This window comes from Lysobacter korlensis, from assembly GCF_042434515.1.
On record NZ_JBHLTG010000013.1, the window covers coordinates 64711 to 90900 of the forward strand.

The window sequence follows — 26190 nt, forward strand, 5'->3', positions numbered from 1 at the left end:
CGGGCGGCGGCCATAGGGTGGGGGAGTGCGGATACTCGGACTCACCGGCGGAATCGCTGCCGGCAAGTCCGTCGTGGGCCGCAGGCTCGCCGAGCTCGGCGCGGTGCACGTCGACGCCGACGCGATCGCCCGCGAGGTGGTGGAGCCCGGCACACCGGGGCTCGACGCCATCCGGAGCCGGTTCGGCGACGGCGTGATCGCACCCGACGGGTCGCTCGACCGCGCCGCGCTCGGCGCCATCGTCTTCTCCGACGCCGACGCGCGCGGCGACCTCAACCGCATCACCCACCCGGCCGTCTGGCGGCGATCCCGGGAGCTCTTCGCCGAAGTGGGCGCCGCCGACCCTGAGGCGATCGTCGTGTACGACGTCCCGCTGCTCGCCGAGGGGACGCGACGAGACGAGTTCTCCCGCATCATCGTCGTGCACGCCGATCGTGAGGTGCGGATCCGGCGGCTCATCGAGCTGCGGGGCATGAGCCCCGAGGAGGCGCGTCGACGGATCGACGCGCAGGCGAGCGACGCGGAACGGCTCGCGATCGCCGACGATGTGATCGACGCGAACGGGACCCTCGGCGAGACCCTCCGACAGGTCGACGAGCTCTGGGATCGGCTCCGGGAATCCTGAGCCCGTCGATAGGTGGTCCCTGAGCCCGTCGAAGGGCGGGGTTCCGCCCGCAGCAAACAGCCCGGCCCGGTGTCAGGGGTCCTGCCTAAGCTTGAAGCATGCAGCCGACACGCTCTGTGCGCCCCTTCGAGGTCGTGAGCGAGTACATGCCGAGCGGCGACCAGCCCACCGCGATCGCGGAGCTCGCCGGCCGTATCAACGCCGGTGAGACCGACGTGGTGCTCCTCGGAGCGACCGGCACCGGAAAGTCCGCGACCACGGCATGGCTGATCGAGCAGGTCCAGCGACCGACCCTCGTGCTGGCGCACAACAAAACCCTCGCCGCGCAGCTCGCAACCGAGTTCCGCGACCTGCTGCCCCATAACGCGGTCGAGTACTTCGTCTCGTATTACGACTACTACCAGCCCGAGGCGTACGTGCCGCAGACGGACACGTTCATCGAGAAGGACAGCTCCATCAACGCCGAGGTGGAGCGGCTGCGGCACTCCACCACCAACTCGCTGCTCAGCCGCCGCGACGTCGTCGTGGTCTCCACGGTGTCCTGCATCTACGGCCTGGGCGCGGCGGAGGAGTACCTGGAGGCGATGGTCGCCCTGCAGGTCGGCGACCGCATCCCGCGCGACCAGCTCATCCGCCGATTCGTCGGCATGCAGTACCAGCGCAACGACCTCGACTTCTCCCGCGGAAAGTTCCGTGTCCGCGGCGACACCATCGAGATCATCCCGGTGTACGAAGAGCACGCCATCCGCATCGAGATGTTCGGTGACGAGATCGAAGCGCTCTACACCCTGCACCCGCTGACCGGCAACGTCCTGTCGAAGATGGACGCCGTCTCGGTCTTCCCGGCCACCCACTATGCGGCGGGCCCGGAGACGATGAAGCGCGCGATCGCGACCATCAAGATCGAGCTGAAGGAGCGGCTGGAGGAGCTCGAGCGGCAGGGCAAGCTGCTCGAAGCGCAGCGGCTCCGCATGCGCACCACGTTCGATCTCGAGATGATGGAGCAGATCGGCTTCTGCAACGGCATCGAGAATTACTCCCGGCACATCGACGGCCGCGCGCCGGGTGCGCCGCCGAACTGCCTGCTCGACTACTTCCCGGACGACTTCCTGGTCGTCATCGACGAGTCGCACGTCACCGTGCCGCAGATCGGCGCCATGTACGAGGGCGACGCGTCGCGCAAGCGCACCCTGGTGGAGCATGGGTTCAGACTTCCGAGCGCCCTCGACAACCGTCCGCTGAAGTGGGACGAGTTCCTCGACCGCGTCGGCCAGAAGGTGTACCTCTCCGCCACCCCTGGCAAGTACGAGCTCGGCATCACGGACAGCGTGGTGGAGCAGATCATCCGCCCCACCGGCCTCGTCGACCCGCAGATCGTCGTGAAGCAGACCAAGGGGCAGATCGACGACCTGCTCGAGGAGATCCGCAAGCGGGTGGAGCGCGACGAGCGGGTGCTGGTCACCACGCTGACCAAGAAGATGGCGGAGGAGCTCACCGACTTCCTCGGTGAGGCCGGCGTCCGGGTGCGATACCTCCATTCCGACGTCGACACCCTGCGCCGGGTGGAGCTCCTCACCGAGCTGCGGGCCGGGGTCTTCGACGTGCTCGTCGGCATCAACCTGCTGCGTGAGGGCCTCGACCTGCCGGAGGTTTCGCTTGTCGCCATCCTGGACGCCGACAAGGAAGGGTTCCTCCGGTCGTCCACCTCGCTCATCCAGACGATCGGCCGCGCCGCCCGGAACGTCTCCGGTGAGGTGCACATGTACGCCGACGTGCTCACCGACTCGATGAAGCAGGCGATCGAGGAGACGACGCGCCGGCGCGAGAAGCAGGTCGCCTACAACCTCGAGCGCGGAATCGACCCGCAGCCGCTGCGCAAGAAGATCGCCGACATCACCGACGTGCTCGCCCGCGAGGAGGCCGACACCGCGGCGCTGCTGAAGAACCGGGACGGCAGGAAGAAGTCGCCGACGCCGGGCGGCCGGAAGGGCATCGCAGCGGCCGGCGCCACCGAGCTCGAGTCGATGATCGCCGACCTGAACGACCAGATGCTGCAGGCCGCCGCCGAGCTGAAGTTCGAGCTGGCCGCACGCCTGCGCGACGAGCTCTCGGAGCTCAAGAAGGAGCTGCGGCAGATGGAGTCCGTCGGCCACGTCCGCTGACGGAGTCGTCCGACGGCGCCGGTGATTGTTCCCGTTCCGGCTCGATGTGTCTGCCGCGGCGGCAACATCGAGCCGGATCGGGAACAGTTCTCCCGCCCGCGCCGGTGGCGCTGAGGGCGAACACGCAGGAGGCGGTGTCAGTGGCATCCATAGAATGGATGGAGTGTCGATTTTGTCTGTAGAGGGATCCCAGAAGCTCAGCGTCCGAGGGGCCCGGGTCCACAACCTCAAGGACGTCGACCTCGAGATTCCCCGTGATTCGCTCGTCGTCTTCACCGGACTGTCGGGGTCCGGAAAGTCGTCCCTTGCCTTCGACACCATCTTCGCGGAGGGGCAGCGCCGCTACGTCGAATCACTCTCCGCATACGCCCGCCAGTTCCTCGGCCAGGTCGACCGCCCCGACGTCGACTTCATCGAGGGCTTGAGCCCCGCGGTCTCCATCGACCAGAAATCCACCAACCGCAACCCGCGGTCGACGGTCGGCACGATCACCGAGATCTACGACTACATGCGCCTGCTCTGGGCCCGCATCGGTGTGCCGCACTGCCCGGTCTGCGGTGAGCGGATCTCGAAGCAGACGGTGCAGCAGATCGCCGACCAGCTGATGACGCTGGAATCCGGCACGCGGTACCAGATCCTCAGCCCCGTGGTCAGCCAGAAGAAGGGGGAGTTCGTCGACCTCTTCGCCGAGCTCGCCGCCGGAGGCTACTCCCGCGCGATCGTCGACGGCGACCAGATCCAGCTGAGCGAGCCGCCGAAGCTGAAGAAGCAGATCAAGCACGACATCTCCGTCGTCGTCGACCGCCTCGTGGCGAACGATGACATCCTCACCCGGCTCACCGACTCGCTCGAGACGGCGCTGCGCCTGACCGACGGTCTCGTCACGATCAACTTCGTCGACGAGACGGGACCGGCCGCCTACCGCAACTTCAGCGAGAAGCTGTCCTGCCCGAACGGGCACCCAGTACAGCTCACCGAGGTGGAGCCGCGCACCTTCTCGTTCAACGCCCCCTTCGGGGCGTGCCCGGAGTGCTCCGGCCTCGGCACCAAGATGGCGGTCGATGCCGAGCTGCTGGTCGGGGACCCTGAGCTCACGCTCAACGAGGGCGTCATCCTGCCCTGGAACCAGCAGGGCAAGGGCCTGTACAACTACTTCCAGCGGATGCTCGAGGGCCTCGCCCGCGACCTGAAGTTCTCGCTCGACACGCCGTGGAAGAAGCTCTCCGACGAGGTGCGCACCGCCATCCTCGAGGGCAACGACTTCGAGGTGCAGGTGAAGTGGAAGAACCGCTTCGGTCGTGAGATGAAGTACACCACCGGCTTCGAGGGTGTCATGCCCTACATCGAGCGGAAGTACCACGAGGCCGAGAGCGACTGGTCGCAGCAGCGGTACGGCGAGTACCTGCGTGAGATCCCATGCCCCGTCTGCCAGGGCAAGCGTCTGAAGCCCGAGGTGCTGGCCGTGCTGGTGCACGACCACTCCATCTCGGATGTCGCCGAGCTGAGCCTGCTGGACGCCTACGAGTTCATGGACCTGCTGCAGCTGAACGAGCGGGAGGCGCGGATCGCCGCGCAGGTGCTGCGCGAGATCCGGCTGCGGCTCGAGTTCCTCATCGAGGTCGGGCTCGGCTACCTCAGCATGGCCCGCGCCGCGGCGACGCTGTCCGGTGGCGAGGCGCAGCGAATCCGCCTCGCGACGCAGATCGGATCCGGCCTCACCGGGGTGCTCTACGTGCTCGATGAGCCGAGCATCGGCCTGCACCAGCGCGACAACCGCCGCCTCATCGAGACGCTGGTCAAGCTGAAAAACCTCGGCAACACGCTGATCGTCGTCGAGCACGACGAGGACACGATCCGCACCGCCGACTGGATCGTCGACATCGGACCGGGTGCCGGCGAGCACGGGGGAGAGGTCATCCACTCCGGCGACTACGAGAGCCTGCTCGTCAACGCGCACTCGATGACCGGGGATTACCTCGCCGGCCGAAAGGCCATCACCACGCCGAAGAAGCGCCGGAAAATCGACACGAAGCGGAACATCACCGTCGAGGGTGCGCGGGCCAACAACCTGCAGGACGTCACGGTGAGCTTCCCGCTCGGCGCACTCGTCGCAGTCACCGGTGTCAGCGGCTCGGGCAAGTCGTCGCTCGTCAACGACATCCTGTACAAGGTGCTCGCCAACCGGTTGAACGGCGCACGCCAGGTGCCGGGCAAGCACCGGCGCGTCACCGGCCTCGAGGGCCTCGACAAGGTGGTGCACGTCGACCAGGCACCGATCGGCCGCACCCCGAGGTCGAACCCGGCGACCTACACCGGCGTCTTCGACCGGATCCGCACCCTCTTCTCGGAGACGATGGAGGCGAAGTCCCGCGGCTACCTGCCGGGCCGCTTCAGCTTCAACGTGAAGGGCGGCCGCTGCGAGAACTGCTCGGGCGACGGCACCATCAAGATCGAGATGAACTTCCTGCCCGACGTCTATGTCACGTGCGAGGTCTGCCAGGGTGCCCGCTACAACCGCGACACCCTCGCCGTGCACTACAAGGGCAAGAACATCGCCGAGGTCCTCGACATGCCGATCAGCGAGGCGGCGGACTTCTTCGAGCCGATCACCGCGATCCACCGATACCTGAAGACCCTTGTCGACGTCGGCCTCGGCTACGTGCGGCTCGGGCAGAGCGCCACCACCCTGTCCGGCGGTGAGGCGCAGCGGGTGAAGCTCGCCACCGAGCTGCAGCGCCGCTCGAACGGCCGCAGTGTCTACGTGCTCGACGAGCCCACGACTGGGCTGCACTTCGAAGACGTCCGGAAGCTCCTCATGGTGCTGCAGGGGCTCGTCGACAAGGGCAACACGGCGATCGTGATCGAGCACAACCTCGACGTGATCAAGTCCGCGGACTGGATCATCGACATGGGCCCGGAGGGCGGCGCCGGCGGTGGGCAGGTCATCGCGACCGGCACGCCGGAGAAGGTCGCCAAGAACGAGGACAGCCACACCGGGCAGTTCCTTCGCGAGATCCTGGCAGCGCCCGCCGCTCGCGGAAGATAGTCCGATGGCACGAGATCCGTCGGGACCGCAGCTGCCGCAGCGCTCCTCCGGGCCGAGGCGACACGGGCAGACCGTGGACTATCGGCCGAAGGCCGGGGAGATCCCGACCGAGCCGGGGGTGTACCGCTTCCGCGACGAGAACAAGCGGGTGCTGTACGTCGGCAAGGCCAACAACCTGCGCGCCCGGCTCAGCAACTACTTCGCTCCGCTGCACACCCTGCACGAGCGGACCAGACGGATGGTCCTGAGCGCCGCGGGCGTCGAGTGGACGGTCGTCGGCAGCGAGTTCGAGGCGCTCCAGCTGGAGTACACCTGGATCAAGGAGTTCAACCCGCCGTTCAACGTGAAGTTCCGGGACGACAAGTCGTACCCGTACCTCGCGGTGACCCTGGGGGAGGAGATCCCGCGGGTGCTGGTCACGCGGAACCGGCACCTGAAGGGCGCGAAGTACTTCGGTCCGTACACGAAGGTCTGGGCCATCCGGGAGACCGTCGACCAGATGCTCAAGGTCTTCCCGATGCGCAGCTGCAGCGAAGCGACCTACAGGCGCGCAGAGCAGACGGGACGCCCCTGCCTGCTGGGCGACATCGGCAAGTGCGCTGCCCCATGCGTGAAGCGGATCGATCCGGAGGGCCACCGCGCGATCGCCGACGACTTCGTCTCGTTCATGGCGGGCAACGACTCCCGCTACCTGCGCCGCCTGGAGCGGGAGATGCGGGATTCCGCCGCCGTCTTCGACTACGAGTCGGCGGCCCGATACCGGGACCAGATCGCGGCGCTCGAGAACGTGCTCGAGAAGAGCGCCGTCGTGCTGCGCGACAAGGTCGACGCCGACGTCTTCGGGATCGCGCACGACGAGCTGGCCGCCGCGGTGCAGCAGTTCATCGTGCGCGGCGGCCGGATCCGCGGTGTGCGCGCCTGGGTGGTCGACAAGGAGCTCGACGTGGAGCTCGGGGAGCTCGTCGAGACGGTGGTGCAGAACGCCTACGACGAGGACACCCCGCCCCGGGAGATCCTGGTGCCGGCGCTGCCCGACGACGCGGCGGAGCTGGAGCGCTGGCTGAGCGAGCAGCGCAGCGGCGTGCGCGTCTCTCTGAAGGTGCCGCTGCGGGGTGAGAAGGCCGCGCTGGCGCGCACGGTGGAGACCAACGCCCAGAAGGAGCTCATCCTCTACAAGACCCGGCGCAGCGGCGACTTCGTGGCGAGGTCCCAGGCCCTCGCCGACATCCAGGAGGCACTGGACCTGCCGGAGGCCCCGCTGCGGATCGAGTGCTTCGACGTGTCCCACCTCTCCGGCACGAACATCGTGGCGTCGATGGTGGTCTTCGAAGACGGCCTGCCGCGCAAGGACCAGTACCGCCGGTTCGCGATCCCGGAGTCCACGGATGACACCGAGTCGCTCCACCAGGTGCTCACGCGCCGCCTCGCGTACCTGAAGGGTGGCGCATCGGTCCCTGAGCTCGTCGAGGGGACCGCCTCGGTCCCTGAGCTCGTCGAAGGGACCACCTCGGTCCCTGAGCCTGTCGAAGGGACCATCCCGGAGTCTTCTTCGGGCCCTTCGACACGCTCAGGGACCGAAGAAGACCTCGTCGAGACCCGCCGCCCCGGCAAGTTCTCCTACCCGCCGAACCTGCTCCTCGTCGACGGGGGCCAGCCGCAGGTGGAGGCGGCCGCCCGCGCTCTCGCCGAGAGCGGCGTGACCGGCATCTCGATCGCCGGCATCGCGAAGCGTCTCGAGGAGATCTGGCTGCCAGGGGCATCCTTCCCGGTCATCCTGCCCCGCAACAGCGACGCGCTGTTCCTGATCCAGCGGCTCCGCGACGAGGCGCACCGCTTCGCCATCACCTTCCAACGGCAGAAGCGCAAGCGCGACATCTCGACGGTGCTCAGCGACATCCCGGGTCTCGGGCCGTCGCGGGTGAAGGAGCTGCTCAAGCACTTCGGCTCGGTCGCCCGGCTCCGTGAGGCGGAACCCGCCGCTATCGCCGAGGTCCGTGGCATCGGGCCAACGCTCGCCTCCACCATCGCGGAGCGGCTCCGCACCGCCGCGAGCAACGATTAGGCTGGACCGGTCGAACAGGGGAGACCGAACAGACATGAGTGACGCTCAGCAGGAGCTGGTGATCGTCACCGGGATGTCCGGAGCCGGAAGGTCCACCGTCGGCAATGCGCTCGAGGATCTCGGCTGGTACGTCGTCGACAACCTGCCCCCGCAGATGCTGCGTCCGCTCGTCGATCTGGCATCCCACGCCGGCGAATCGCTGCCCCGCGTTGCGGCGGTGGTGGATGTGCGCGGCGGCCGGCTGTTCGCCGACGCGCAAGATGCCATCGAGGCGCTGCGGCACACCACGAACACGTCGGTGCGGGTGCTGTTCCTCGATGCGACCGACGCGGTGCTCGTACGTCGCTTCGAGCAGGTGCGCCGGCCGCACCCGCTGCAGGGCAACGGCACCCTGCTCGACGGGATCGCGGCGGAGCGGACCCGGATGAGCGCGCTGCGGGAGCGCAGCGACATCATCATCGACACCTCTGAGCTGAACATTCACCAGCTCGCCACGAGCATCGGTGAGCGCTTCGCGGAGTCCGACGAGCCGGGTGTCAAGGTCACGGTGCTCAGCTTCGGCTACAAGTACGGGATCCCCGCGGACGCCGACCTGGTGGCGGACGCCCGCTTCCTTCCGAACCCGTTCTGGGTGCCGGAGCTCCGGCCCCACACCGGGCAGGACGCGCAGGTGCGGGACTACGTCTTCGAGCAGGACGGCGCCCGCGAATTCCTCGAGCGGTACGCCGCTGCGTTGGCCCCGGTGCTCGCCGGCTATCAGCGTGAGAACAAGAGACACGCTACGATCGCAATAGGGTGCACCGGGGGCAAGCACCGGTCCGTGGCCATCGCCGAGGAGTTCGCCACCCTTCTCAAGGGTCTGCCCGGCGTGGCCGTGAACGTTCGCCACCGGGATCTCGGCCGAGAATGATAAGGACTATTCGTGGCTCTCACCGCTGACGTGAAAGACGAGCTGACCAGGGTCGAGGTCAGCAAGACCACCGTCCGGGCAGCCGAGCTGGCGACGATCCTGCGGTTCGCGGGCGGCCTGCACCTGATCTCGAACCGGATCGCCGTGGAGGCCGAGGTCGATACCCCGGATCTCGCGCGCCGGGTCCGAAAAGACCTCGCGGAGCTCTACGGCGTCCGCAGCGACGTCGCCGTCATCCCCGCCTCCGGCGTCCGACGCAGCAGCCAGTACCTGGTGCGCGTAGTCGACGGGGGAGAGACCCTCGCCCGGCAGACCGGCCTGCTCGACGCGCGCCGGCGACCCATCCGCGGGCTGCCGAACCGGCTGACGACGGGGTCCCGCGAGGAGGTCGCCGGCATCTGGCGCGGCGCCTTCCTCGCACAGGGCTCGCTCACCGATCCCGGCCGCTCGGCCGCGCTCGAGGTGAGCTGCCCCGGCAACGAGACGGCGATGGCGCTCGTCGGCGCCGCCGGCCGGCTCGGGATCGCCGCGAAAGCCCGCGAGGTGCGCGGCGTGCATCGCGTCGTCATCCGCGACGGCGAGGCGATCGGCGAGATGCTCGGACGCATGGGCGCCGCGAAGAGCCGGCTCGCCTGGGAGGAGCTGCGCCAGCGCCGCGAGGTGCGTGCCACCGCGAATCGTCTGGTCAACTTCGACGACGCCAACCTCCGCCGCTCGGCGCAGGCCGCCGTGGCCGCGTGCGCGCGGGTGGAGCGAGCCTTGGAGATCCTCGGGCCGGACGTGCCAGACCACCTGCAGTATGCCGGCGCCCTCCGCCTCGCGCACCGAGACGCGAGCCTCGACGAGCTCGGTCACCGCGCCGACCCTCCGATGACGAAGGACGCCGTTGCGGGGCGCATCCGCCGGCTGCTCGCGATGGCCGACAAGAAGGCGCAGGACCTCGGCCTTCCCGGCACCGATGCCAACCTCCCGGCAGACCTGGAAGAGGTCTGAGCGAGGCGGGAGCGACCCCTGTGGGCTCCGCGAACGCTCACTAGACTGGGAAGCGCCGCACCGGACAGCTCCGGCACGCCCCGGAGCCGATCCATCCGAGCCGATCCATCCAGACCCACCGACGAGAGGTTGTTTCATGGCTGAGTACACGCTCCCGGAGCTTCCCTACGACTACGCGGCGCTCGAGCCGCACATCAGCGCCCGCATCATGGAACTGCACCACGACAAGCACCACGCCACGTATGTGTCCGGCGCGAACACCGCCCTGGAGAAGCTGGCCGAGGCGCGCACCAGCGGCGACCTGACCTACATCAACCAGCTCGAGAAGAACCTCGCGTTCAACCTCGGCGGTCACGTGAACCACTCCGTGTTCTGGACCAACATGTCCCCGGATGGCGGCGACAAGCCGACCGGCGAGCTGGCAGCGGCCGTGGACGAGTTCTTCGGCTCGTTCGACGGGTTCCGGGCGCAGTTCACCGCCGCCGCGACCGGGCTGCAGGGCTCCGGATGGGCTGTGCTCGGCTGGGACCCGCTCGGCTCGAAGCTCCTCATCCATCAGCTCTTCGACCAGCAGGGCAACACGGTGCTGGGCACCATCCCGGTGCTGCAGCTCGACATGTGGGAGCACGCTTTCTACCTCGACTACTTCAACGTGAAGGCCGACTACGTGAAGGCGTGGTGGAACATCGTGAACTGGGAGAACGCCGCCCAGCGCTTCGAGGCCGCCCGGCAGAGCACCTCGGGCCTCCTGCTACTGTCGTAGCCGGACCGGCACCGGCGCGCGGCCCTTCTCTCGGCCCCCGAGCCCTCAACCCCAACAACGCGCCTTCCGGCGCATGAACACATCAGGAGATTTCTTGAGCGTCAAGATCGGCATCAACGGCTTCGGCCGTATCGGTCGCAACTACTTCCGCGCCGCCCTCGCCAAGGGCAGCGACCTCGACATCGTGGCGGTCAACGACCTCACCGACAACGCGGCTCTCGCGAACCTGCTGAAGTACGACTCGATCACCGGCCGCCTCGACGCGACCGTGGAGCTGCAGGGCGACCAGATCATCGTGGACGGCAAGCCGATCACCGTGCTGGAACAGCGCGATCCCGCGCAGCTCGGCTGGGGAGACCTCGGGGTCGACATCGTCATCGAGTCGACGGGTCGGTTCACCGACGCCGCGGACGCTCGCAAGCACATCGAGGCCGGCGCCAAGAAGGTCATCATCTCCGCTCCCGCCAAGGGTGACGACGCGACGTTCGTCATGGGCGTCAACCACGAGACGTATGACCCGGCCAGCCACCACATCATCTCGAACGCCTCCTGCACGACGAACAGCCTCGCGCCGCTCGCCAAGGTCTTCCACGACGCATTCGGCATCGAGCGTGGTCTGATGACGACCATCCACGCCTACACCGCCGACCAGAACCTTCAGGACGGCCCGCACAAGGACCTGCGCCGTGCCCGCGCGGCTGCCATCAACATCGTGCCCACCTCCACCGGCGCCGCGAAGGCGATCGGCCTGGTGCTGCCGGAGCTGAAGGGCAAGCTGGACGGCTACTCGCTGCGCGTGCCGGTGCCGACCGGTTCGATCACCGACCTCACGGTGACCGCGTCGCGCGAGGTCTCGATCGATGAGATCAACGAGGCCTACCGCGCCGCGGCGGACGGTCCGCTCAAGGGAATCCTGCGGTACTCCGACGACCCGATCGTGTCGAGCGACATCGTCACCGACCCGGCCTCGGCGATCTACGACGCGCCGCTGACCAAGGTGATCGGCGACCAGGTGAAGCTCTACGCTTGGTACGACAACGAGTGGGGCTACTCGAACCGCCTCGTCGACCTCACCGAGTACGTCGCCGAACGTCTCTGATCGGCGGCCGAGCGTGACTCTGCGCACCGTCGCGGCGCTCGGGGACCTGTCTGCGAAGACGGTCCTCGTGCGGTGCGACCTCAACGTGCCGCTGAACGAGGGCCGCATCACCGATGACGGACGCATCCGCGCATCGGTGCCAACGCTCACCGAGCTGCTGGACGCCGGGGCGAAGGTCGTCGCGATCTCCCACCTCGGCCGGCCCGACGGCGCACCGGAGGCGAAGTACAGCCTCGCGCCGGTCGCCGAACGGCTCGGTGAGCTGCTCGGCCGGCCGGTGGCGTTCGCTTCTGACACCGTCGGGGACGACGCCGAGCGCGTCGTCTCGTCGCTGCCGGACGGCGGCGTGGCGCTGCTCGAGAACCTCCGGTTCGCTCCCGAGGAGACGAGCAAGGAGGCGGGGCAGCGGCGCGGGTTCGCGGAACGGCTCGCCCGGTTCGGCGACGCCTTCGTCTCGGACGGGTTCGGGGTCGTGCACCGAAAGCACGCGAGCGTCTACGAGCTCGCCGAGGTCCTGCCGAGCGCAGCGGGCTCCCTCATCGCCAAGGAGCTCGACGTGCTCGACCGGCTCACCGAGTCGCCCGAGAAGCCGTACACGGTGGTCCTCGGCGGGTCGAAGGTCAGCGACAAGCTCGGCGTGATCGACCACCTCCTCCCGCGCGTCGACTCGCTGCTCATCGGCGGCGGGATGCTCTTCACCTTCCTGGCCGCACGGGGCGGCAAGGTGGGCAAGAGCCTGCTCGAGGAGGACCAGCTCGACACCGTGCGCGGCTACCTCGCGCGTGCCGAGGAGCTGGGCGTCGAGATCGTGCTGCCGACCGACGTCGTGGTCGCGGAGCGGTTCGCCGCCGACGCGGCGCACGAGACCGTGCCGGCAGACGCGATCGAGAGCAGCTCCTTCGGTGCCGACGGCATCGGGCTCGACATCGGGCCGGAGACCGCGGCACGCTTCGCCGAGGTGATCCGCGGCGCCAGAACGGTGTTCTGGAACGGCCCCATGGGCGTGTTCGAGTTCGACGCCTTCGCGGCCGGCACGCGCGCGGTGGCGGAGGCGCTCACCCGGGTCGACGGCCTCGCGGTGGTCGGCGGGGGAGACTCCGCGGCGGCTGTGCGGCAGGTCGGCTTCTCGGACGACCAGTTCGGCCATATCTCCACCGGCGGCGGGGCCAGCCTGGAGTTCCTGGAAGGCAAACGGCTCCCCGGATTGGAAGTCCTCGGATGGCAGTGAACACCGTCCGCACGCCGCTCCTGGCGGGCAACTGGAAGATGAACCTCGACCACCTGCAGTCGATCGCGTTCGTGCAGAAGCTCGCGTGGACGCTGTCCGACGCGAACCACGACTTCGGCGCCGTTGAGGTCGCGGTCTTCCCGCCCTTCACCGACCTGCGCAGCGTGCAGACGCTGGTCGCGGCGGACAAGCTGCCGCTCGCCTACGGCGGGCAGGACGTGTCCGAGCACGACTCCGGCGCGTACACCGGCGAGATCTCCGGCGCCTTCCTGAAGGCGCTCGACTGCCGGTACGTGATCGTCGGCCACTCGGAGCGGCGCACACTGCACGGCGAGACGGATGAGCAGCTCGCCGGGAAGGTCGCCGCGGCGGTCCGGCACGGCGTCGTCCCGATCCTCTGCGTCGGCGAGACGGCGGAGGACCTCGAGCAGCACGGACCGAGCGCCGTGCCGGTGGCGCAGCTCCGCGCAGCCCTCGCCTCCGTGCCGAAGGGCACCGAGCTGGTCGTCGCCTACGAGCCGGTGTGGGCGATCGGCTCCGGCCAGGCGGCCACCCCGGACCAGGCGGAGCAGGTCGCCGCCGCGCTGCGTGGCGTGCTCGCCGAGCTGCTCGGCGACGAGACTGCCGCGGCCACCCGCATCCTCTACGGCGGGTCGGTGAAGTCCGGCAACATCGCGGGGTTCATGCGGCAGCCGAACGTGGACGGCGCGCTCGTCGGAGGAGCGAGTCTCGACATCCAGGAGTTTTCCGCCATCGTCCGGTACCAGAAGCACGTGGGCGTCTGAGCTCGTTCACGCGGCGCCTCCGGCGCGGCGTCCGCGTGCTCGGCGCCACGCCAGCACCCGGGGGTCCCTGAACGACGGACCCTCCCGTATACTGTGAATTCGGTCCAAGACCGTTTCGAAAGGTTGTTCCGTGGACATTCTCGAGGTCGTGCTGCAGGTTCTCCTCGGCGTCACGAGCCTGTTGCTCACCCTGCTGATCCTGCTGCATCGCGGCCGGGGCGGCGGCCTGTCCGACATGTTCGGCGGCGGCGTCACCTCCAACCTCGGTGCGTCCGGTGTCGCGGAGCGCAACCTGAACCGCATCACGGTGATCCTCGGACTGGTCTGGGTGAGCTGCATCGTGGTTCTTGGACTGATCACGAAGTTCGACGGCGGCGTCTGAGCTCACGCTCCGGCACCGACAAGGAAGACGGGAACGACCATGGCGTCAGGCGGAAGCGCGATCCGAGGTTCGCGAGTGGGCTCCGGCCCGATGGGGGAGCAGGACCGCGGCTACCATGCCGAGCGGATCGCCGTCTCCTACTGGGACGAGCTGGGCAACGAGACCGTGCGCTACTTCGCCGCCAACCTGCCGGCGGAGGAGATCCCCGACATCATCGACTCTCCGTCGAGCGGCCTGCCTGCCGGACGCGACCGCGAGAACCCGCCCGCGGTGCCGAAGCTCGAGCCGTACAAGACGCACCTCGCGTACGTGAAGGAGCGCCGCAGCGAAGAGGAAGCGGCACAGCTCCTCGAGGAGGCCCTCCAGGCGCTGCGCACCCGCCGCGGCACGGCGGCATCCGCCAACAACTGAGGACGGCTCGGTCCCGGTTTCCGCTCAGTGGGCGTCGACCGAGTCGGCCGAGGTCCAGTAGCTCTGCGGCGCGATGAGGTTCTCCGGAACCTCCGCCGCGGCTGCCGCATCCACGAAGAGCACCGTACGTCGCACGCCGAGCACTCCGGAGAGGGGCACCTCCTCGACGCTCGCGCCGGCAAGGGCCAGACCGAGCACGGAAGCCTTGTCCGGCCCTCCCAGCACGATGAAGATACGCTGCGACGAGTTGAGCACCGGAAGGGTGACACTCAGCCGGTCGGGCGGGGGCTTCGGGGCGTTCTGCACCGCGATCACCCGGCGCGACTTCTCCCGGATGCCCGTGGTGTTCGGGAACAGCCCCGCAACATGCCCGTCGGAGCCGACGCCGAGGAACGTGATGTCGAACCGTGGTGCGATCGCGTTGCCAGGCGTGTGTGCGGCGAGCTCAGCCGCGTAGGCCTCGGCGGCCGCCTCGATGTCCTTCGCCTGATCCGACGCGGGGAAGGGGTGCACCTTCTCCTCGTCGATTCTGATGTGGTCGAGCAGCGCCTCGCGCGCCTGACGCTCGTTCCGTTCCTCGGAGTCGGAGGGCACCCAGCGCTCGTCGGTCCACCAGAAGCTCACCGCGGACCAGTCGACGCTGTCGCGCGCGGGCGAGCGCCGGATGGCGTCCAGCACCGTCATCGCCATGGTGCCGCCGGTGAGCTGCAGGCTGGCGTCGCCCTCCTGCTCGATGACATCGATCAGCTTGGTGATCACCCGGGCGGCGACCGTGCCGGCCAGGGATTCGCCGTCTGGGTGCACCAGCACCCGGCGTTCACTCGTCACTTGGCTGCCGCCTCGCTCTTCTTCTCGCGGATCACAGGACCCTCGCGGACTGCCTCGGCCAGCTGGCCGAAGCCCTCCCCGATGACCTGTGCGAACAGGTCGTCCGGGTCCAGGCGCCGCAGCTCCTCGGTGAGACACTCGGAGAGGCCACGCCGGGGGAGTGCGATGTCATGCACTGGCTGGTTCGGCTGCACCAGCGTAGCGATGCTCGGCAGCTCGCGCTTCAGCTCGATGTCGCCGCTCGGACGGGTGAGCGTCACACCGTGGATGCCGGTCGCGCCACGGCTGGGCGAGCTGACCAGCAGGGACACCGGGACCTGGAGCTGCAGCTGCAGCCACGCGGCGAGCAGGGCAGTGGATGGGGAGTCGGCGGCACCGTGCACCAGCACGTCGGTCACCGGCTCGTACGGCGGCTGATCGAGCACCGCGGCGAGCTGCGCCCGCCACAGGGTCAGCCGTGTCCAGGCGAAGTCGGTGTCCCCGGGGCGGTGGCTCTCGTGCCGGCGGCGGAGCTCCCGCATGGGGTCGGAGCAGGCGGCCGCGTCCGTGATGCGGCGCTGCGCGAGCCGGCCGAGCGGGCTCTCCGACACCACCTCGGGCGCCTCGTGCGGCCACCACACGACGACCGGCGCATCAGGCAGCAGCAGCCCGGTGACGAGCCCCTCCTCCTCGGTGGCCGTCGCGCCGTAGGCGCGGAGCACGATGACCTCGCTGGCCCCGGCGTCGCCCCCGACGCGGATCTCCGCGTCGAGGCGCGCCTCGTCCTGCTCGCGCTGCTCCGGCGCCTCGGTTGAGACCACGATGATGCGCATGGGGTGCTCGCGGGAGGCGGCGTTGGCAGCGTCGATGGCCTCCTCCTCCTCACCGAGGCGGGTGGCGATGACGAGGGTCAGCACGCGGCCGAGCGCGACCGCGCCGCCCTCCTCGCGGATCTTGACCAGCGCCTTGGAGATCTTCGCTGTCGTCGTGTCCGGAAGATCGACGATCATGGCCGCCTCCACATCCTGCCGTCGCGGGCGAGCAGATCGTCCGCGGACTTCGGTCCCCATGTTCCGGGACGGTACTGATCTGGCTGCCCCTGCGTCGTCCAGAACTCCTCGATCGGGTCGAGGATCTTCCAGCTCAGCTCCACCTCCTGGTGGCGGGGGAAGAGCGGCGGGTCGCCGAGCAGCACGTCGAGGATGAGCCGCTCGTACGCTTCCGGGCTCGCCTCGGTGAAGGCGTGGCCGTAGCCGAAATCCATCGTGACGTCCCGCACCTGCATGCCGACGCCGGGCACCTTCGAGCCGAACCGGATGGTGACCCCCTCATCCGGCTGCACGCGGATGACGAGCGCGTTCTGCCCGAGCGCAGACGTCTGGCTCTCGGCGAAGAGGTACTGCGGGGCGCGTTTGAACACGACCGCGATTTCGGTGACACGGCGGCCGAGGCGTTTGCCGGCCCGCAGGTAGAACGGCACGCCCGCCCAGCGCCGGGTGCCGATGTCGAGCCGCATCGCGGCATACGTCTCCGTGGTGGAGTTCGGGTTCATCCCCTCTTCCTCCAGGAAGCCCGGGACGTGCTCGCCGCCCTGCCAGCCGCCGGAGTACTGCCCGCGGGCCGTGGCGGTGGAGAGGTCCTTCGGGAGCCGGACAGCGGAGAGCACCTTCTCCTTCTCGGCGCGGAGGTCGGCGGCGTCGAAGGAGACCGGCTCCTCCATCGCGGTGAGCGCCAGGAGCTGCAGCAGGTGGTTCTGGATGACGTCGCGCGCCGCGCCGATGCCATCGTAGTAGCCGGCCCGCCCGCCGACGCCGATGTCCTCGGCCATCGTGATCTGCACGTGGTCGACGTAGTTGGCGTTCCAGATCGGCTCGAACAGCATGTTCGCGAAGCGGAGGGCCAGGATGTTCTGAACCGTCTCCTTGCCGAGGTAGTGGTCGATCCGGAACACGGAGTCAGCCGGGAACACCGACTCGACGACCTCGTTCAGCTCGCGAGCCGTCTTCAGGTCGCTCCCGAACGGCTTCTCGATGACGACGCGGCGCCACTGTCCGGGCTTGGGGTCGGCGAGGCCTGAGCGCTTCAGCTGCTCGGTGACCAGCGGGAACGCCTTCGGCGGGATCGACAGGTAGAACGCGTGGTTGCCCATCGTGCCGCGGTGGTCGTCGAGCTCGGCGATCGTCGCGCCGAGCCGGTCGAACGACGCATCGTCGTCGAACTCGCCCTGGACGAACCGGATGCCCTGTGCCAGCTGGGTCCAGACATCCTCGACGAACGGAGTGCGGGCGTACTGCTTCACCGCGTCGTAGACGACCTTCTCGAAGTCCTGGTTCTCCCATTCACGACGGGCGAAGCCGACCAGGGCGAACCCGGGCGGCAGGAGCCCGCGGTTCGCGAGGTCGTAGACGGCGGGCATCAGCTTCTTGCGCGACAGGTCGCCCGTCACGCCGAAGATGATGAGGCCGCTGGGACCGGCGATGCGATTCAGCCGCCGATCGCTCGGCAGCCGGAGTGGGTTGAAGTCCGCGGAAATCTCTACAGGCATGAATCTCTACTGGCGTCTTCCGGCTATCTCAGGACCCCGCGGAGCGCGTCCAGCGCCGACCGCGGGTCGGTCAGGGTCAGCGCCAGCACCGGACGGCCGTGCTCGGCGAGCACGCTCGCGTCGCCGGCGGCCTGCGCCGTGATGAGCTGCCCGAAGGTGAAAGGCCTTCCGGGGATCTCGAGATCCCGCTGCGGCGAGCCGAGGAGCTGCAGGAACACACCGGTGGCGGGACCGCCCTTGTGGTACTGGCCCGTGGAATGCAGGAAGCGCGGTCCCCAGCCGAACGTCACCGGACGTCCCGTCTTCTCGGCGATCAGGTCACGCAGCTCGAGGAGGCCTGGGTTCGCGATGCGGTCGAGGTAGGCCTGGACCGACACGTAGCCGTCGGTGCCCACCTCGGCCAGGAGCGCGTTCAGCGCATCCTTCAGCGTGGTCGCGCCGGAGACGACGTCGATGGTGCCGCGCACCTCGATGCCCTGCTCGGTGAAGGCGGGGGCGGTCGGCTCCGGGCGGGCGTCGAGCAGCCCTCTTGCGGCGATCTTCGCCGCCTCGACATCGGGCTGGTCGAACGGGTTCACGCCGAGGAGGACCCCGGCGACTGCCGTGGCGTACTCCCACACCATCAGCTGTGCGCCGAGGGAGCCGGTGACCTCCAGCTCGCCATCGGCGACGTCGCGGGTGTCGTCCCAGGTGCCGACGAGCCGGACGATCTGCAGGTCCGGCACGCCGATCGACAGCTCGGGGGAGTCGGGTTCGAGCACGACGGGCAGGATGCCCTTGCCGTTCTTGCCGGTCGACTCGGCGATGAGCTGCTCGGCCCAGTCGGCGAAGCCGACGATGTGGGTGCCGTCGGCGACGATGCCGAGCTTGTCCTTGAGCGGCTCGGTGCCGGCCATCGCCGCGCCGAGGATCAGACCAGGGTTGTCGGGGGAGTCCTGTGCGAGCTCGAGGGCGATCGCCTCTGCCTCGTGCAGCAGCTCCTGGATGTCGACGCCGGCGAGCCCGGAGGGCACAAGACCGAAGGCGGTGAGCGCCGAGTAGCGGCCGCCGACATTCGGGTCGGCGTTGAAGACGCGGTAGCCGTCCGCCCGGGCCGCCGAGTCCAGCGGGCTGCCCGGGTCGGTGACGACGATGATCCGCTCCAGCGGGTCGATGCCGGCATCCCGGTACGCCTGCTCGAAGGCGCGCTTCTGGCTGTCGGTCTCCACCGTCGAACCGGACTTCGAGGAGATGACGAGCGCCGAGGACTCCAGCCGGTCGTTCAGTGCGCTGAGCACCTGGCCGGGCTCCGTGGAGTCGAGCACGGTCAGCTCCACGCCGAAGGTGCGCGTGATGACCTCCGGGGCGAGGGACGAGCCGCCCATCCCGCCGAGCAGGATGTGGTCGACGCCCTTGCGCGACAGCTCGTCCCGAAGCGCGAGGATCTCGCGGACGAGCGGCTGGGAGACGACAGCGGCCTCGACCCAGCCGAGCCGCTTCGACGCCTCCTCCTCCGCCTCGGGGCCCCACAGGGTGGGGTCCTGGGCGGTGATGCGGCTCGCGACGAGGTCGTTGACGAGTTGCGGGACGACCCGGGCCACGGCATCCGCCGCGGCACCGGAGACGTTGATCCGCATGTTCACTGCTGCGCCTGGTCCTGTGCGGTCCCGGGCTCAGCGGCCTCGAGCGCGGCGGTGACGGTGTCGAGCAGCTCGTTCCAGGAGACGACGAACTTCTCGACGCCTTCGCGCTCCAGCTGTGCCGTCACCTCCTCGTAGGAGATCCCGAGCGCGCCGATCGCATCCAGGATGCGATTGGCCTCGTCGTAGGAACCGGTGACCTGGTCTCCCTCGATGACGCCATGGTCGAAGGTGGCCTCGAGCGTCTTGCCGGGCATCGTGTTGACGACCTGCGCGACGGTCAGCTCGGTGACGTACAAGGTGTCAGGCAGGCTCGGGTCCTTGACACCGGTGGACGCCCAGAGCGGGCGCTGCACGTTGGCGCCGCTCTCCAGAAGATCGAGCGCTCGCTCGGTGGCGAACGCCTCCCGGAACACCTGGTACGCCAGCTGGGCGTTGGCGACGCCCGCCTTGCTCTTCAGCGCCAGCGCCTCGTCGGTGCCGATCGCGGTGAGGCGTTTGTCGATCTCGGTGTCGACACGCGACACGAAGAACGACGCGACGGAGTGGATCGTCGACAGGTCGATGCCTGCCTCCCGCGCCCGTTCGAGACCGGCCAGGTAGGCGTTGATGACCTCGCGGTGCCGCTCGAGGCTGAAGATCAGCGTCACGTTCACACTGATGCCGGCGGCGATCGCCTCCGTGATGGCCTCGAGGCCCTCGACGGTGGCCGGGATCTTGATCATCACGTTCGGGCGGCTGATCTTCTCCCACAGCTGCTTGGCCTCGGCCACGGTGCCCGAGGCGTCGTTGGCGAGGTTCGGCTCGACCTCGATCGACACGCGGCCGTCGAAGCCGTTCGTGCGGTCGTAGATCGGGCGGAGGATGTCCGCGGCCTCGGCGACGTCGGCGGTGGTGATCTCGAACACGGCCTCCGTGACGCTCTTGCCGGACTTCGCGAGCTCCGCGACCTGGGCGTCGTACGACTCGCCCTTGGCGAGCGCGGACGCGAAGATCGTCGGGTTGGTGGTCACGCCGACGACGTTCCGCTCCTCGACGAGGCGCTGCAGGCCGCCGGAGCGGAGCAGCTCGCGGGACAGGTCGTCGAGCCAGATCGAGACGCCGAGCTCGGAGAGCTTCGCCGTGGGGGAGGTGGTCTGCTTGATGTCAGTCATAATCGTGCTTCCTTCCGCCGCCTACTTGGAGGACAGCGTCTCCTTCGCGGCCGAGACGACCGCATCGGTGGTCATTCCGAATTCACGGAACAGGGTCTTGTAGTCGGCGGACGCGCCGAAGTGCTCGATCGAGACGCTGCGGCCCGCGTCGCCGACGTAGGGCTTCCAGGTGAGCGCGAGGCCGGCCTCGACGGATACGCGCGCCTTCACCGCCGCCGGGAGCACCGACTCTCGGTACTCAGGCGTCTGCTCCTCGAACCACTCCTGGCACGGCACCGAGACGACGCGGGCGGAAATGCCCTCGCCGCGCAGCACCTCACGGGCCTCCACCGCCATCTGCAGCTCCGATCCCGCCGCGAGAAGGATCACGTCGGGGGTGCCGCCGGGCGCCTCTGCGAGGACGTAGGCGCCCTTCGCGACGTTCTTCGCCGAAGCGAACGTGTCGCCCTCCGCGTCGCCGTCCCCGCGCTGGAACACCGGGATGGGCTGACGGGTGAGCGCGATTCCGGCGGGCCCCACCCGGCGCTCGAGCATCGTCTTCCACGCCCAGGCGACCTCGTTGGCGTCGCCGGGGCGAACCACGTCGAGGCCCGGGATCGCGCGGAGCGCGGTGAGGTGCTCGACCGGCTGGTGCGTCGGGCCGTCCTCGCCGAGAGCGACCGAGTCGTGGGTCCAGACGAAGATCGACGGCGCCTTCATCAGCGCGGCCAGACGCACCGCCGGGCGCATGTAGTCGCTGAAGATGAGGAACGTGCCGCCGAACGCCCGGGTGCGGCCGTGCAGCACGATGCCGTTGAGGATCGCCGCCATCGCGTGCTCGCGGATGCCGAAGTGCAGCACGCGGCCGTTCGGGTTGCCGGTCCAATGCGCGGTGGAGTGCTCACTCGGCACGAACGAGGCCGCCGACTCGATGGTGGTGTTGTTCGACTCGGCGAGGTCGGCGGATCCGCCCCACAGCTCCGGGATGACCCCGGCCAGCGCGTTGAGCACCTTGCCGGACGCCGCACGGGTGGCTATGTCCTTGCCCGGCTCGAAGACCGGCAGTGCCTCGTCGACGCCATCCGGAAGCTCGCCGGTCAGGAGCCGGTCGAGGAACGCCTTGCGCTCCGGGTTGGCGGCCGCCCAGGCGTCGAATTCCTTCTGCCACTGAGCCCGCTGCTCGGCGCCGCGCTCGACGGCGCCGCGGGTGCGTTCGAGCACCTCGTCGCTGACCTCGAAGGTCTTCTCGGGGTCCATCCCGAGGATCTCCTTGGTGGCGGCGATCTCCTCGGCGCCGAGGGCGGATCCGTGGGCCTTGCCGGTGTTCTGCTTGTTCGGCGCGGGCCAGCCGATGATCGTCTTCAGCACGATGATCGACGGCTTGCCGGTCTCCGCCTTCGCAGCCTCGATCGCGGCGTGCAGCTCCTGGACGTCCTCGACGTACTCTCCGGTCTTCTTCCAGTCGACCGTCTGCACGTGCCAGCCGTACGCCTCGTAGCGCTTCGCGACATCCTCGGTGAAGGCGATGTCCGTGTCGTCCTCGATGGAGATCTGGTTGGCGTCGTAGATCACGACCAGGTTGCCGAGCTGCTGATGACCGGCAAGGGAGCCGGCCTCGCTGGTGACACCCTCCTGGATGTCGCCGTCGCTGGCGATCACGAAGATGTGGTGATCGAAGGGGCTGGTGCCCTCCGGAGCCTCGGGGTCGAGCAGGCCACGCTCGTAGCGGGCCGCGTAGGCGAAGCCGACCGCGGAGGCGAGGCCCTGGCCGAGCGGGCCGGTGGTGATCTCGACCCCGTCGGTGTGGTGATACTCGGGGTGACCCGGGGTCTTCGAGCCCCAGGTGCGCAGCGCCTTCAGGTCGTCGAGCTCAAGGCCGTAGCCGCCGAGGTAGAGCTGCACGTACTGCGTCAGCGAGCTGTGGCCCGCGGAGAGGATGAAGCGGTCGCGGCCGAGCCAGTCCTGGTCCTTGGGATCGCGCTTCATGACCTTCTGGAAGAGCAGGTACGCGGCGGGCGCGAGGCTCATCGCGGTTCCGGGATGCCCGTTCCCGACCTTCTCGACGGCGTCGGCGGCGAGCATTCTCGCCGTGTCGACCGCCTTGCTGTCGACGGAATCCCATTGCAGAGCTGCCACTGAGTTGCTGACCCTTCTTCGCGAGAAGCGGATGCCGATCGATCACGAAGGCGCCCGCATGGACGGGCTCACCGCGATCGTCGTCGGTCCGGCCGGCAGCGATGCGGCCACGGGCATCCGCGGTCTGGCATCGCTCATCGGCTGGCAAGCCAGGGTCAAGTATAGGGAGTGCACCTCCCGGATTACCGGGAGGTTACAGTTCGCTTCGAGCCCGCCGAACGGCGTCCGGGACGACTCTGCGGCCCTGGGCCGGAGCGGCGTGTCGCCGGTCGCTAGACTGGCCGGAGCAATCGGGACGTGAAGAGGAGCAATGGACGTTCTTGCCACTTCCCGCGTACGCCCCGCGCCGGCAGGGCTCTTGCGGAAGGTCAAGGCCTACGTCGCCCTGACGAAGCCGCGGGTCATGGAGCTGCTGCTCGTGACGACGCTGCCGGTCATGGTCCTCGCGGCGAACGGGATCCCGGACGTGTGGCTCGTGCTGGCGACGCTGGTCGGTGGGGCGATGAGCGCGGGCAGCGCGGCGGCGTTCAACATGTATCTCGACCGCGACATCGACATGGTGATGCACCGGACGAAGCGCCGGCCGCTCGTCACCGGTGAGCTGAGCCCGGGGGAGGCGCTCGCGTTCTCCTGGATCACCGCGGTCGGGTCGACGGTGTGGTTCGCCGTGTTCGTGAACTGGCTGGCCGCCGCCCTCTCCGCCGGCGCGATCGCGTTCTACGTGCTGATCTACACCCTCGTGCTGAAGCGCCGGACCGAGCAGAACATCATCTGGGGCGGGATCGCCGGGTGCTTCCCGGTGATCATCGGCTGGGCGGCAGTCACCGGTTCGCTCGACTGGCCCGCCTGGATCCTCTTCGCCGTGGTCTTCCTGTGGACGCCGCCGCACTACTGGCCGCTGTCGATGAAGTACCGCGACGACTACGAGGCGGCCAGCGTGCCGATGCTCGCGGTGGTGCGCGGGCGCTCACTGGTGGGACTGCAGGTGGTCCTGTACGCGTGGGCGACGGTCGCATGCTCGCTGCTGCTCATCCCGGTGGCCGGCATGGGCGTCGTCTACTCGCTGGTGGCGGTGATCACCGGCACGTGGTTCGTCTACGAGAGCCACCGCCTGTACTCGGAGGCGATCCGCGCCAGAGACCCGAAGCCGATGCGCGTCTTCCACGCCAGCATCACCTACCTCACCCTCCTCTTCGTCGCCGTCGGCATCGACCCCCTCCTCCCCTTCTAACCCCACCCCCGGAGTCGCCACTTGCGCACTTCGGTGGGTCCTCAGCACCGAACACCCACCGAAGCCCGCAACTGAGAGGGCTACAGCTGGCTGAGCAACGAGCGCAGGCGTCGGAGCAGCGCTGAAGGATTCGCAAGGTCATCTGCTGTGACGCGCACCACGTGCCAGCCATGAGACTGAAGGCGCTCGACACGCGCGATGTCCTTGCGCCACTGCGCCTTGTCGGATCGGTGGTGGTCGCCCTCGTACTCGAGAATCACCGGGACGTGCCGGAAACGGAGGTCCGGTCGGGCCAGGAACCGCCCAGCCTTGTCGTACACCGGTTCGTTCACCACCAGATCGGCGTACCCGGCCGTGACGAGGAGGACCCGCAGCCGGGACTCCGCCGGCGATTCGGCTCGGGCGCTCAAGAGCGGCAGTGCCGCACGCCGCGTGCGCGCACCCCGGCTACTCGCATACCGAACGGACGCCGCCGCGAGTTCGTGCCGGCTCACCAACGGCGCGCCGCGGCCGAGCAGGTGATCCCCAACGGCAACGAGCTCGGCGAGGGACAGCAACGATGCCAGATCACACCAAGTCCTCGCGGGCTTCGTGACGGGGAGCCCCAACACCGTGCCGACATCCGAGTCGCTCAGCGTCAATTGGTGGCCCACCACCCCAGCGGCGTCCATCGCGCGCTGGCCCCGCGGAACGGTGACGTGCAGACCGGGTGCCCCCTCCAGCCGGGACGGAAGAGGTGCGCCGAAGAGGATCGCGGCGGTGGAGTGGGAGAAACACCCCTCGGCCGGTAGCCGAAGGGCAAGCGCACGACATCGGTCGGCCGTGCTTTCGGCAGGCCGGGCCGTGCGGACACCCCAGAACGGGCGCGAGAGATCCGCCGCGCGTAGGCGATCGGACGTCGACCCGGCGGCGCGCGCGTCGCGGGCGAGGAAACGTTCGGGCTCGATGCCCTCGGGAAGTGGCGCGCGGCGCGTCATGCGACTCCGCAGCGCCGGCAGTCAACTGGCCTCATTCCGGCATTCTCGGCACCCGTGGGACCTTGTGCCCGGAATCCACAAGCCGCGTGGTTATCCCCAGGCCCACACTTGCGGACTTCGGTGGGTGCCGGAGCCCGGACACGCACCGAAGTCCGCAAACGGCGGGGTCGGGGGAGCGGTTAGCGGCGGAGGGAGAGGACTACGGCTGCGGTAAGGGAGGCGAGGACGCAGGCGAGGACCATGTGGACGCCGACCAGAAGCTCGGGGAGGCCCGTGCGGGACTGGGTGATGCCGACCGCGATCTGCGCCAGCATCGCGACGATCAGCCACCCGGAGAAGCGGAAGGTGCGGTCACGCTCGGCGAGCCGCGCCCACACCGCGACGAGCACCGCGAGCGCCAGCATCGCGTAGCCCGGCCACGCGTGCAGGTGCTGCATGATCGCCGGATCCAGGCCGTTGCGGGCGCTGAGCTCATCGCCCGCATGCGGTCCCGCACCGGTGGTGAGCACCCCCATGTAGATCGCCACGGCCGCCACGCCGGTGAGCAGATGCGTGGCGATCACCAGCCCATTCGGTGCGTTCCGCGCACCGCGCGGTCCGTACGTCGCCCGGTAGACCAGCACCGTCGCGAGCGCCACCAGCACGACCGAGATCATGAAGTGCACCCCGACGGCACCCGGATGCAGGTTCAGCCACACCGTGAACCCACCCACGACAGCCTGCAGGATGATGCCGAAGCCGAGCGCCAGTGACAACCGGAAGAGCTCGGGGCGCTCCCGACGGAACTGCGAGACGGCCAGGAACATCGCCGCCGCGATCACGATCAGCACGAACGTCAGCAGGCGGTTCCCGAACTCGATCACCCCGTGGATGCCCATCTCGGGCGTCGCGACGATCGACTCAGCGGTGCACAAGGGCCAGGTCGGGCAGCCGAGCCCCGATCCGGTCAGCCGCACCGCGCCGCCAGTCGCGACGATGAGCACTTGGGATGCCAGCGACAGCCAGGCCAGCAGCCGCACCCGGCGGTCCACCGTGCGGGGAAGCCAGGCGCGGAATCGCTCGACCCCACTCGCGCTGCGGGTGGCCGCTTCGGTCACGGTTGCTGCCCTCTCATTCCGTTCCCGGCGAAGCCCTGTAGAATCGTCCGGTTCACGGACACGCAGCCGGGATGTCGATGACGCCGCCCGAGATGTTCTTTCACGGCGTCCTGTTTCAGTCTAGGCAGGCGTACCGGACAGCACGCATTGACACCATTTCCCGGCTGACGAGGCTGTTC

22 protein-coding genes are annotated in these 26190 nt (G+C 68.8%); 14 read left to right on the forward strand and 8 right to left on the reverse strand.

Going from position 1 to position 26190, the window contains the following annotated elements:
- Window positions 1-25 precede the first annotated feature (25 nt).
- From coaE to ACFFGH_RS31635, 12 genes are all read left to right on the forward strand, one after another.
- On the forward strand, window positions 26-625 hold the full coding sequence (gene coaE / locus ACFFGH_RS31580) for a dephospho-CoA kinase (RefSeq protein ID WP_386676381.1): 600 nt from the start codon (window positions 26-28) through the stop codon (window positions 623-625).
- A gap of 98 nt (window positions 626-723) precedes the next feature.
- Window positions 724-2787, forward strand: a complete 2064-nt coding sequence (uvrB, locus tag ACFFGH_RS31585) for an excinuclease ABC subunit UvrB (protein WP_386676383.1) — start codon at window positions 724-726, stop codon at window positions 2785-2787.
- Window positions 2788-2950: 163 nt separating this feature from the next.
- The gene (gene uvrA, locus ACFFGH_RS31590) at window positions 2951-5833 is read left to right on the forward strand and encodes an excinuclease ABC subunit UvrA (protein WP_386676385.1); all 2883 of its coding nucleotides are present in this window, start codon (window positions 2951-2953) and stop codon (window positions 5831-5833) included.
- A 4-nt stretch (window positions 5834-5837) separates the two neighbouring features.
- Complete coding sequence (gene uvrC, locus ACFFGH_RS31595) at window positions 5838-7895, forward strand: excinuclease ABC subunit UvrC (RefSeq protein ID WP_386676387.1); 2058 nt, start codon at window positions 5838-5840, stop codon at window positions 7893-7895.
- 34 nt (window positions 7896-7929) lie between these two features.
- Window positions 7930-8805 (forward strand): RNase adapter RapZ, encoded by an 876-nt coding sequence (gene rapZ / locus ACFFGH_RS31600; protein WP_386676389.1) that lies wholly within the window; start codon window positions 7930-7932, stop codon window positions 8803-8805.
- Between the two features lie 12 nt (window positions 8806-8817).
- On the forward strand, window positions 8818-9798 hold the full coding sequence (gene whiA / locus ACFFGH_RS31605) for a DNA-binding protein WhiA (protein WP_386676391.1): 981 nt from the start codon (window positions 8818-8820) through the stop codon (window positions 9796-9798).
- A gap of 136 nt (window positions 9799-9934) precedes the next feature.
- Window positions 9935-10561: a superoxide dismutase gene (locus ACFFGH_RS31610; protein WP_386676393.1), complete on the forward strand. Its 627-nt coding sequence runs from the start codon at window positions 9935-9937 to the stop codon at window positions 10559-10561.
- Between the two features lie 94 nt (window positions 10562-10655).
- Window positions 10656-11660 carry a type I glyceraldehyde-3-phosphate dehydrogenase gene (gene gap, locus ACFFGH_RS31615; RefSeq protein ID WP_386676395.1) on the forward strand — a complete coding sequence of 335 codons (1005 nt, stop codon included), beginning with the start codon at window positions 10656-10658 and terminating at the stop codon, window positions 11658-11660.
- 13 nt (window positions 11661-11673) lie between these two features.
- Window positions 11674-12888, forward strand: a complete 1215-nt coding sequence (locus ACFFGH_RS31620; protein WP_386676397.1) for a phosphoglycerate kinase — start codon at window positions 11674-11676, stop codon at window positions 12886-12888.
- Window positions 12879-13673 carry a triose-phosphate isomerase gene (gene tpiA, locus ACFFGH_RS31625; protein WP_386676399.1) on the forward strand — a complete coding sequence of 265 codons (795 nt, stop codon included), beginning with the start codon at window positions 12879-12881 and terminating at the stop codon, window positions 13671-13673. The genes ACFFGH_RS31620 and tpiA overlap by 10 nt, the downstream gene beginning before the upstream one ends.
- Before the next feature lie 130 nt (window positions 13674-13803).
- The gene (gene secG / locus ACFFGH_RS31630; RefSeq protein ID WP_386676401.1) at window positions 13804-14055 is read left to right on the forward strand and encodes a preprotein translocase subunit SecG; all 252 of its coding nucleotides are present in this window, start codon (window positions 13804-13806) and stop codon (window positions 14053-14055) included.
- 39 nt (window positions 14056-14094) lie between these two features.
- A complete protein-coding gene (locus ACFFGH_RS31635; protein WP_386676403.1) occupies window positions 14095-14466 on the forward strand; it encodes an RNA polymerase-binding protein RbpA in 372 nt (123 codons plus the stop codon).
- A 24-nt stretch (window positions 14467-14490) separates the two neighbouring features.
- Here ACFFGH_RS31635 and pgl read toward each other — a convergent pair whose 3' ends face one another.
- The 6 genes from pgl to tkt are packed head-to-tail and all read right to left on the reverse strand — an operon-like array spanning window position 14491 to window position 22652.
- On the reverse strand, window positions 14491-15294 hold the full coding sequence (pgl, locus tag ACFFGH_RS31640; protein ID WP_386676405.1) for a 6-phosphogluconolactonase: 804 nt from the start codon (window positions 15292-15294) through the stop codon (window positions 14491-14493).
- Entirely contained in the window at window positions 15291-16283 is a 993-nt protein-coding gene (locus ACFFGH_RS31645) for a glucose-6-phosphate dehydrogenase assembly protein OpcA (RefSeq protein ID WP_386676407.1), read from the reverse strand. Before ACFFGH_RS31645 ends, pgl begins: the two co-directional genes overlap by 4 nt.
- Window positions 16280-17818, reverse strand: a complete 1539-nt coding sequence (zwf, locus tag ACFFGH_RS31650; RefSeq protein WP_386676409.1) for a glucose-6-phosphate dehydrogenase — start codon at window positions 17816-17818, stop codon at window positions 16280-16282. The genes ACFFGH_RS31645 and zwf overlap by 4 nt, the downstream gene beginning before the upstream one ends.
- Window positions 17819-17841: 23 nt before the next feature.
- Window positions 17842-19434 (reverse strand): phosphoglucose isomerase-related protein, encoded by a 1593-nt coding sequence (locus tag ACFFGH_RS31655; RefSeq protein ID WP_386676466.1) that lies wholly within the window; start codon window positions 19432-19434, stop codon window positions 17842-17844.
- 2 nt (window positions 19435-19436) lie between these two features.
- Window positions 19437-20591 carry a transaldolase gene (gene tal / locus ACFFGH_RS31660; protein WP_386676411.1) on the reverse strand — a complete coding sequence of 385 codons (1155 nt, stop codon included), beginning with the start codon at window positions 20589-20591 and terminating at the stop codon, window positions 19437-19439.
- A gap of 21 nt (window positions 20592-20612) precedes the next feature.
- Window positions 20613-22652 carry a transketolase gene (gene tkt / locus ACFFGH_RS31665; RefSeq protein WP_386676413.1) on the reverse strand — a complete coding sequence of 680 codons (2040 nt, stop codon included), beginning with the start codon at window positions 22650-22652 and terminating at the stop codon, window positions 20613-20615.
- Between tkt and ACFFGH_RS31670 the strand changes: the two genes are divergently transcribed.
- Both ACFFGH_RS31670 and ACFFGH_RS31675 read left to right on the forward strand, forming a co-directional pair.
- The gene (locus ACFFGH_RS31670) at window positions 22555-23007 is read left to right on the forward strand and encodes a hypothetical protein (RefSeq protein ID WP_386676468.1); all 453 of its coding nucleotides are present in this window, start codon (window positions 22555-22557) and stop codon (window positions 23005-23007) included. The two genes, tkt and ACFFGH_RS31670, sit on opposite strands and share 98 nt — an antisense overlap.
- A gap of 9 nt (window positions 23008-23016) precedes the next feature.
- Window positions 23017-23937 carry a heme o synthase gene (locus tag ACFFGH_RS31675; protein WP_386676415.1) on the forward strand — a complete coding sequence of 307 codons (921 nt, stop codon included), beginning with the start codon at window positions 23017-23019 and terminating at the stop codon, window positions 23935-23937.
- A gap of 80 nt (window positions 23938-24017) precedes the next feature.
- Here ACFFGH_RS31675 and ACFFGH_RS31680 read toward each other — a convergent pair whose 3' ends face one another.
- Complete coding sequence (locus tag ACFFGH_RS31680; protein ID WP_386676417.1) at window positions 24018-24914, reverse strand: putative endonuclease domain-containing protein; 897 nt, start codon at window positions 24912-24914, stop codon at window positions 24018-24020.
- A gap of 179 nt (window positions 24915-25093) precedes the next feature.
- Window positions 25094-26011: a COX15/CtaA family protein gene (locus ACFFGH_RS31685; RefSeq protein ID WP_386676419.1), complete on the reverse strand. Its 918-nt coding sequence runs from the start codon at window positions 26009-26011 to the stop codon at window positions 25094-25096.
- Between the last annotated feature and the right edge of the window lie 179 nt (window positions 26012-26190).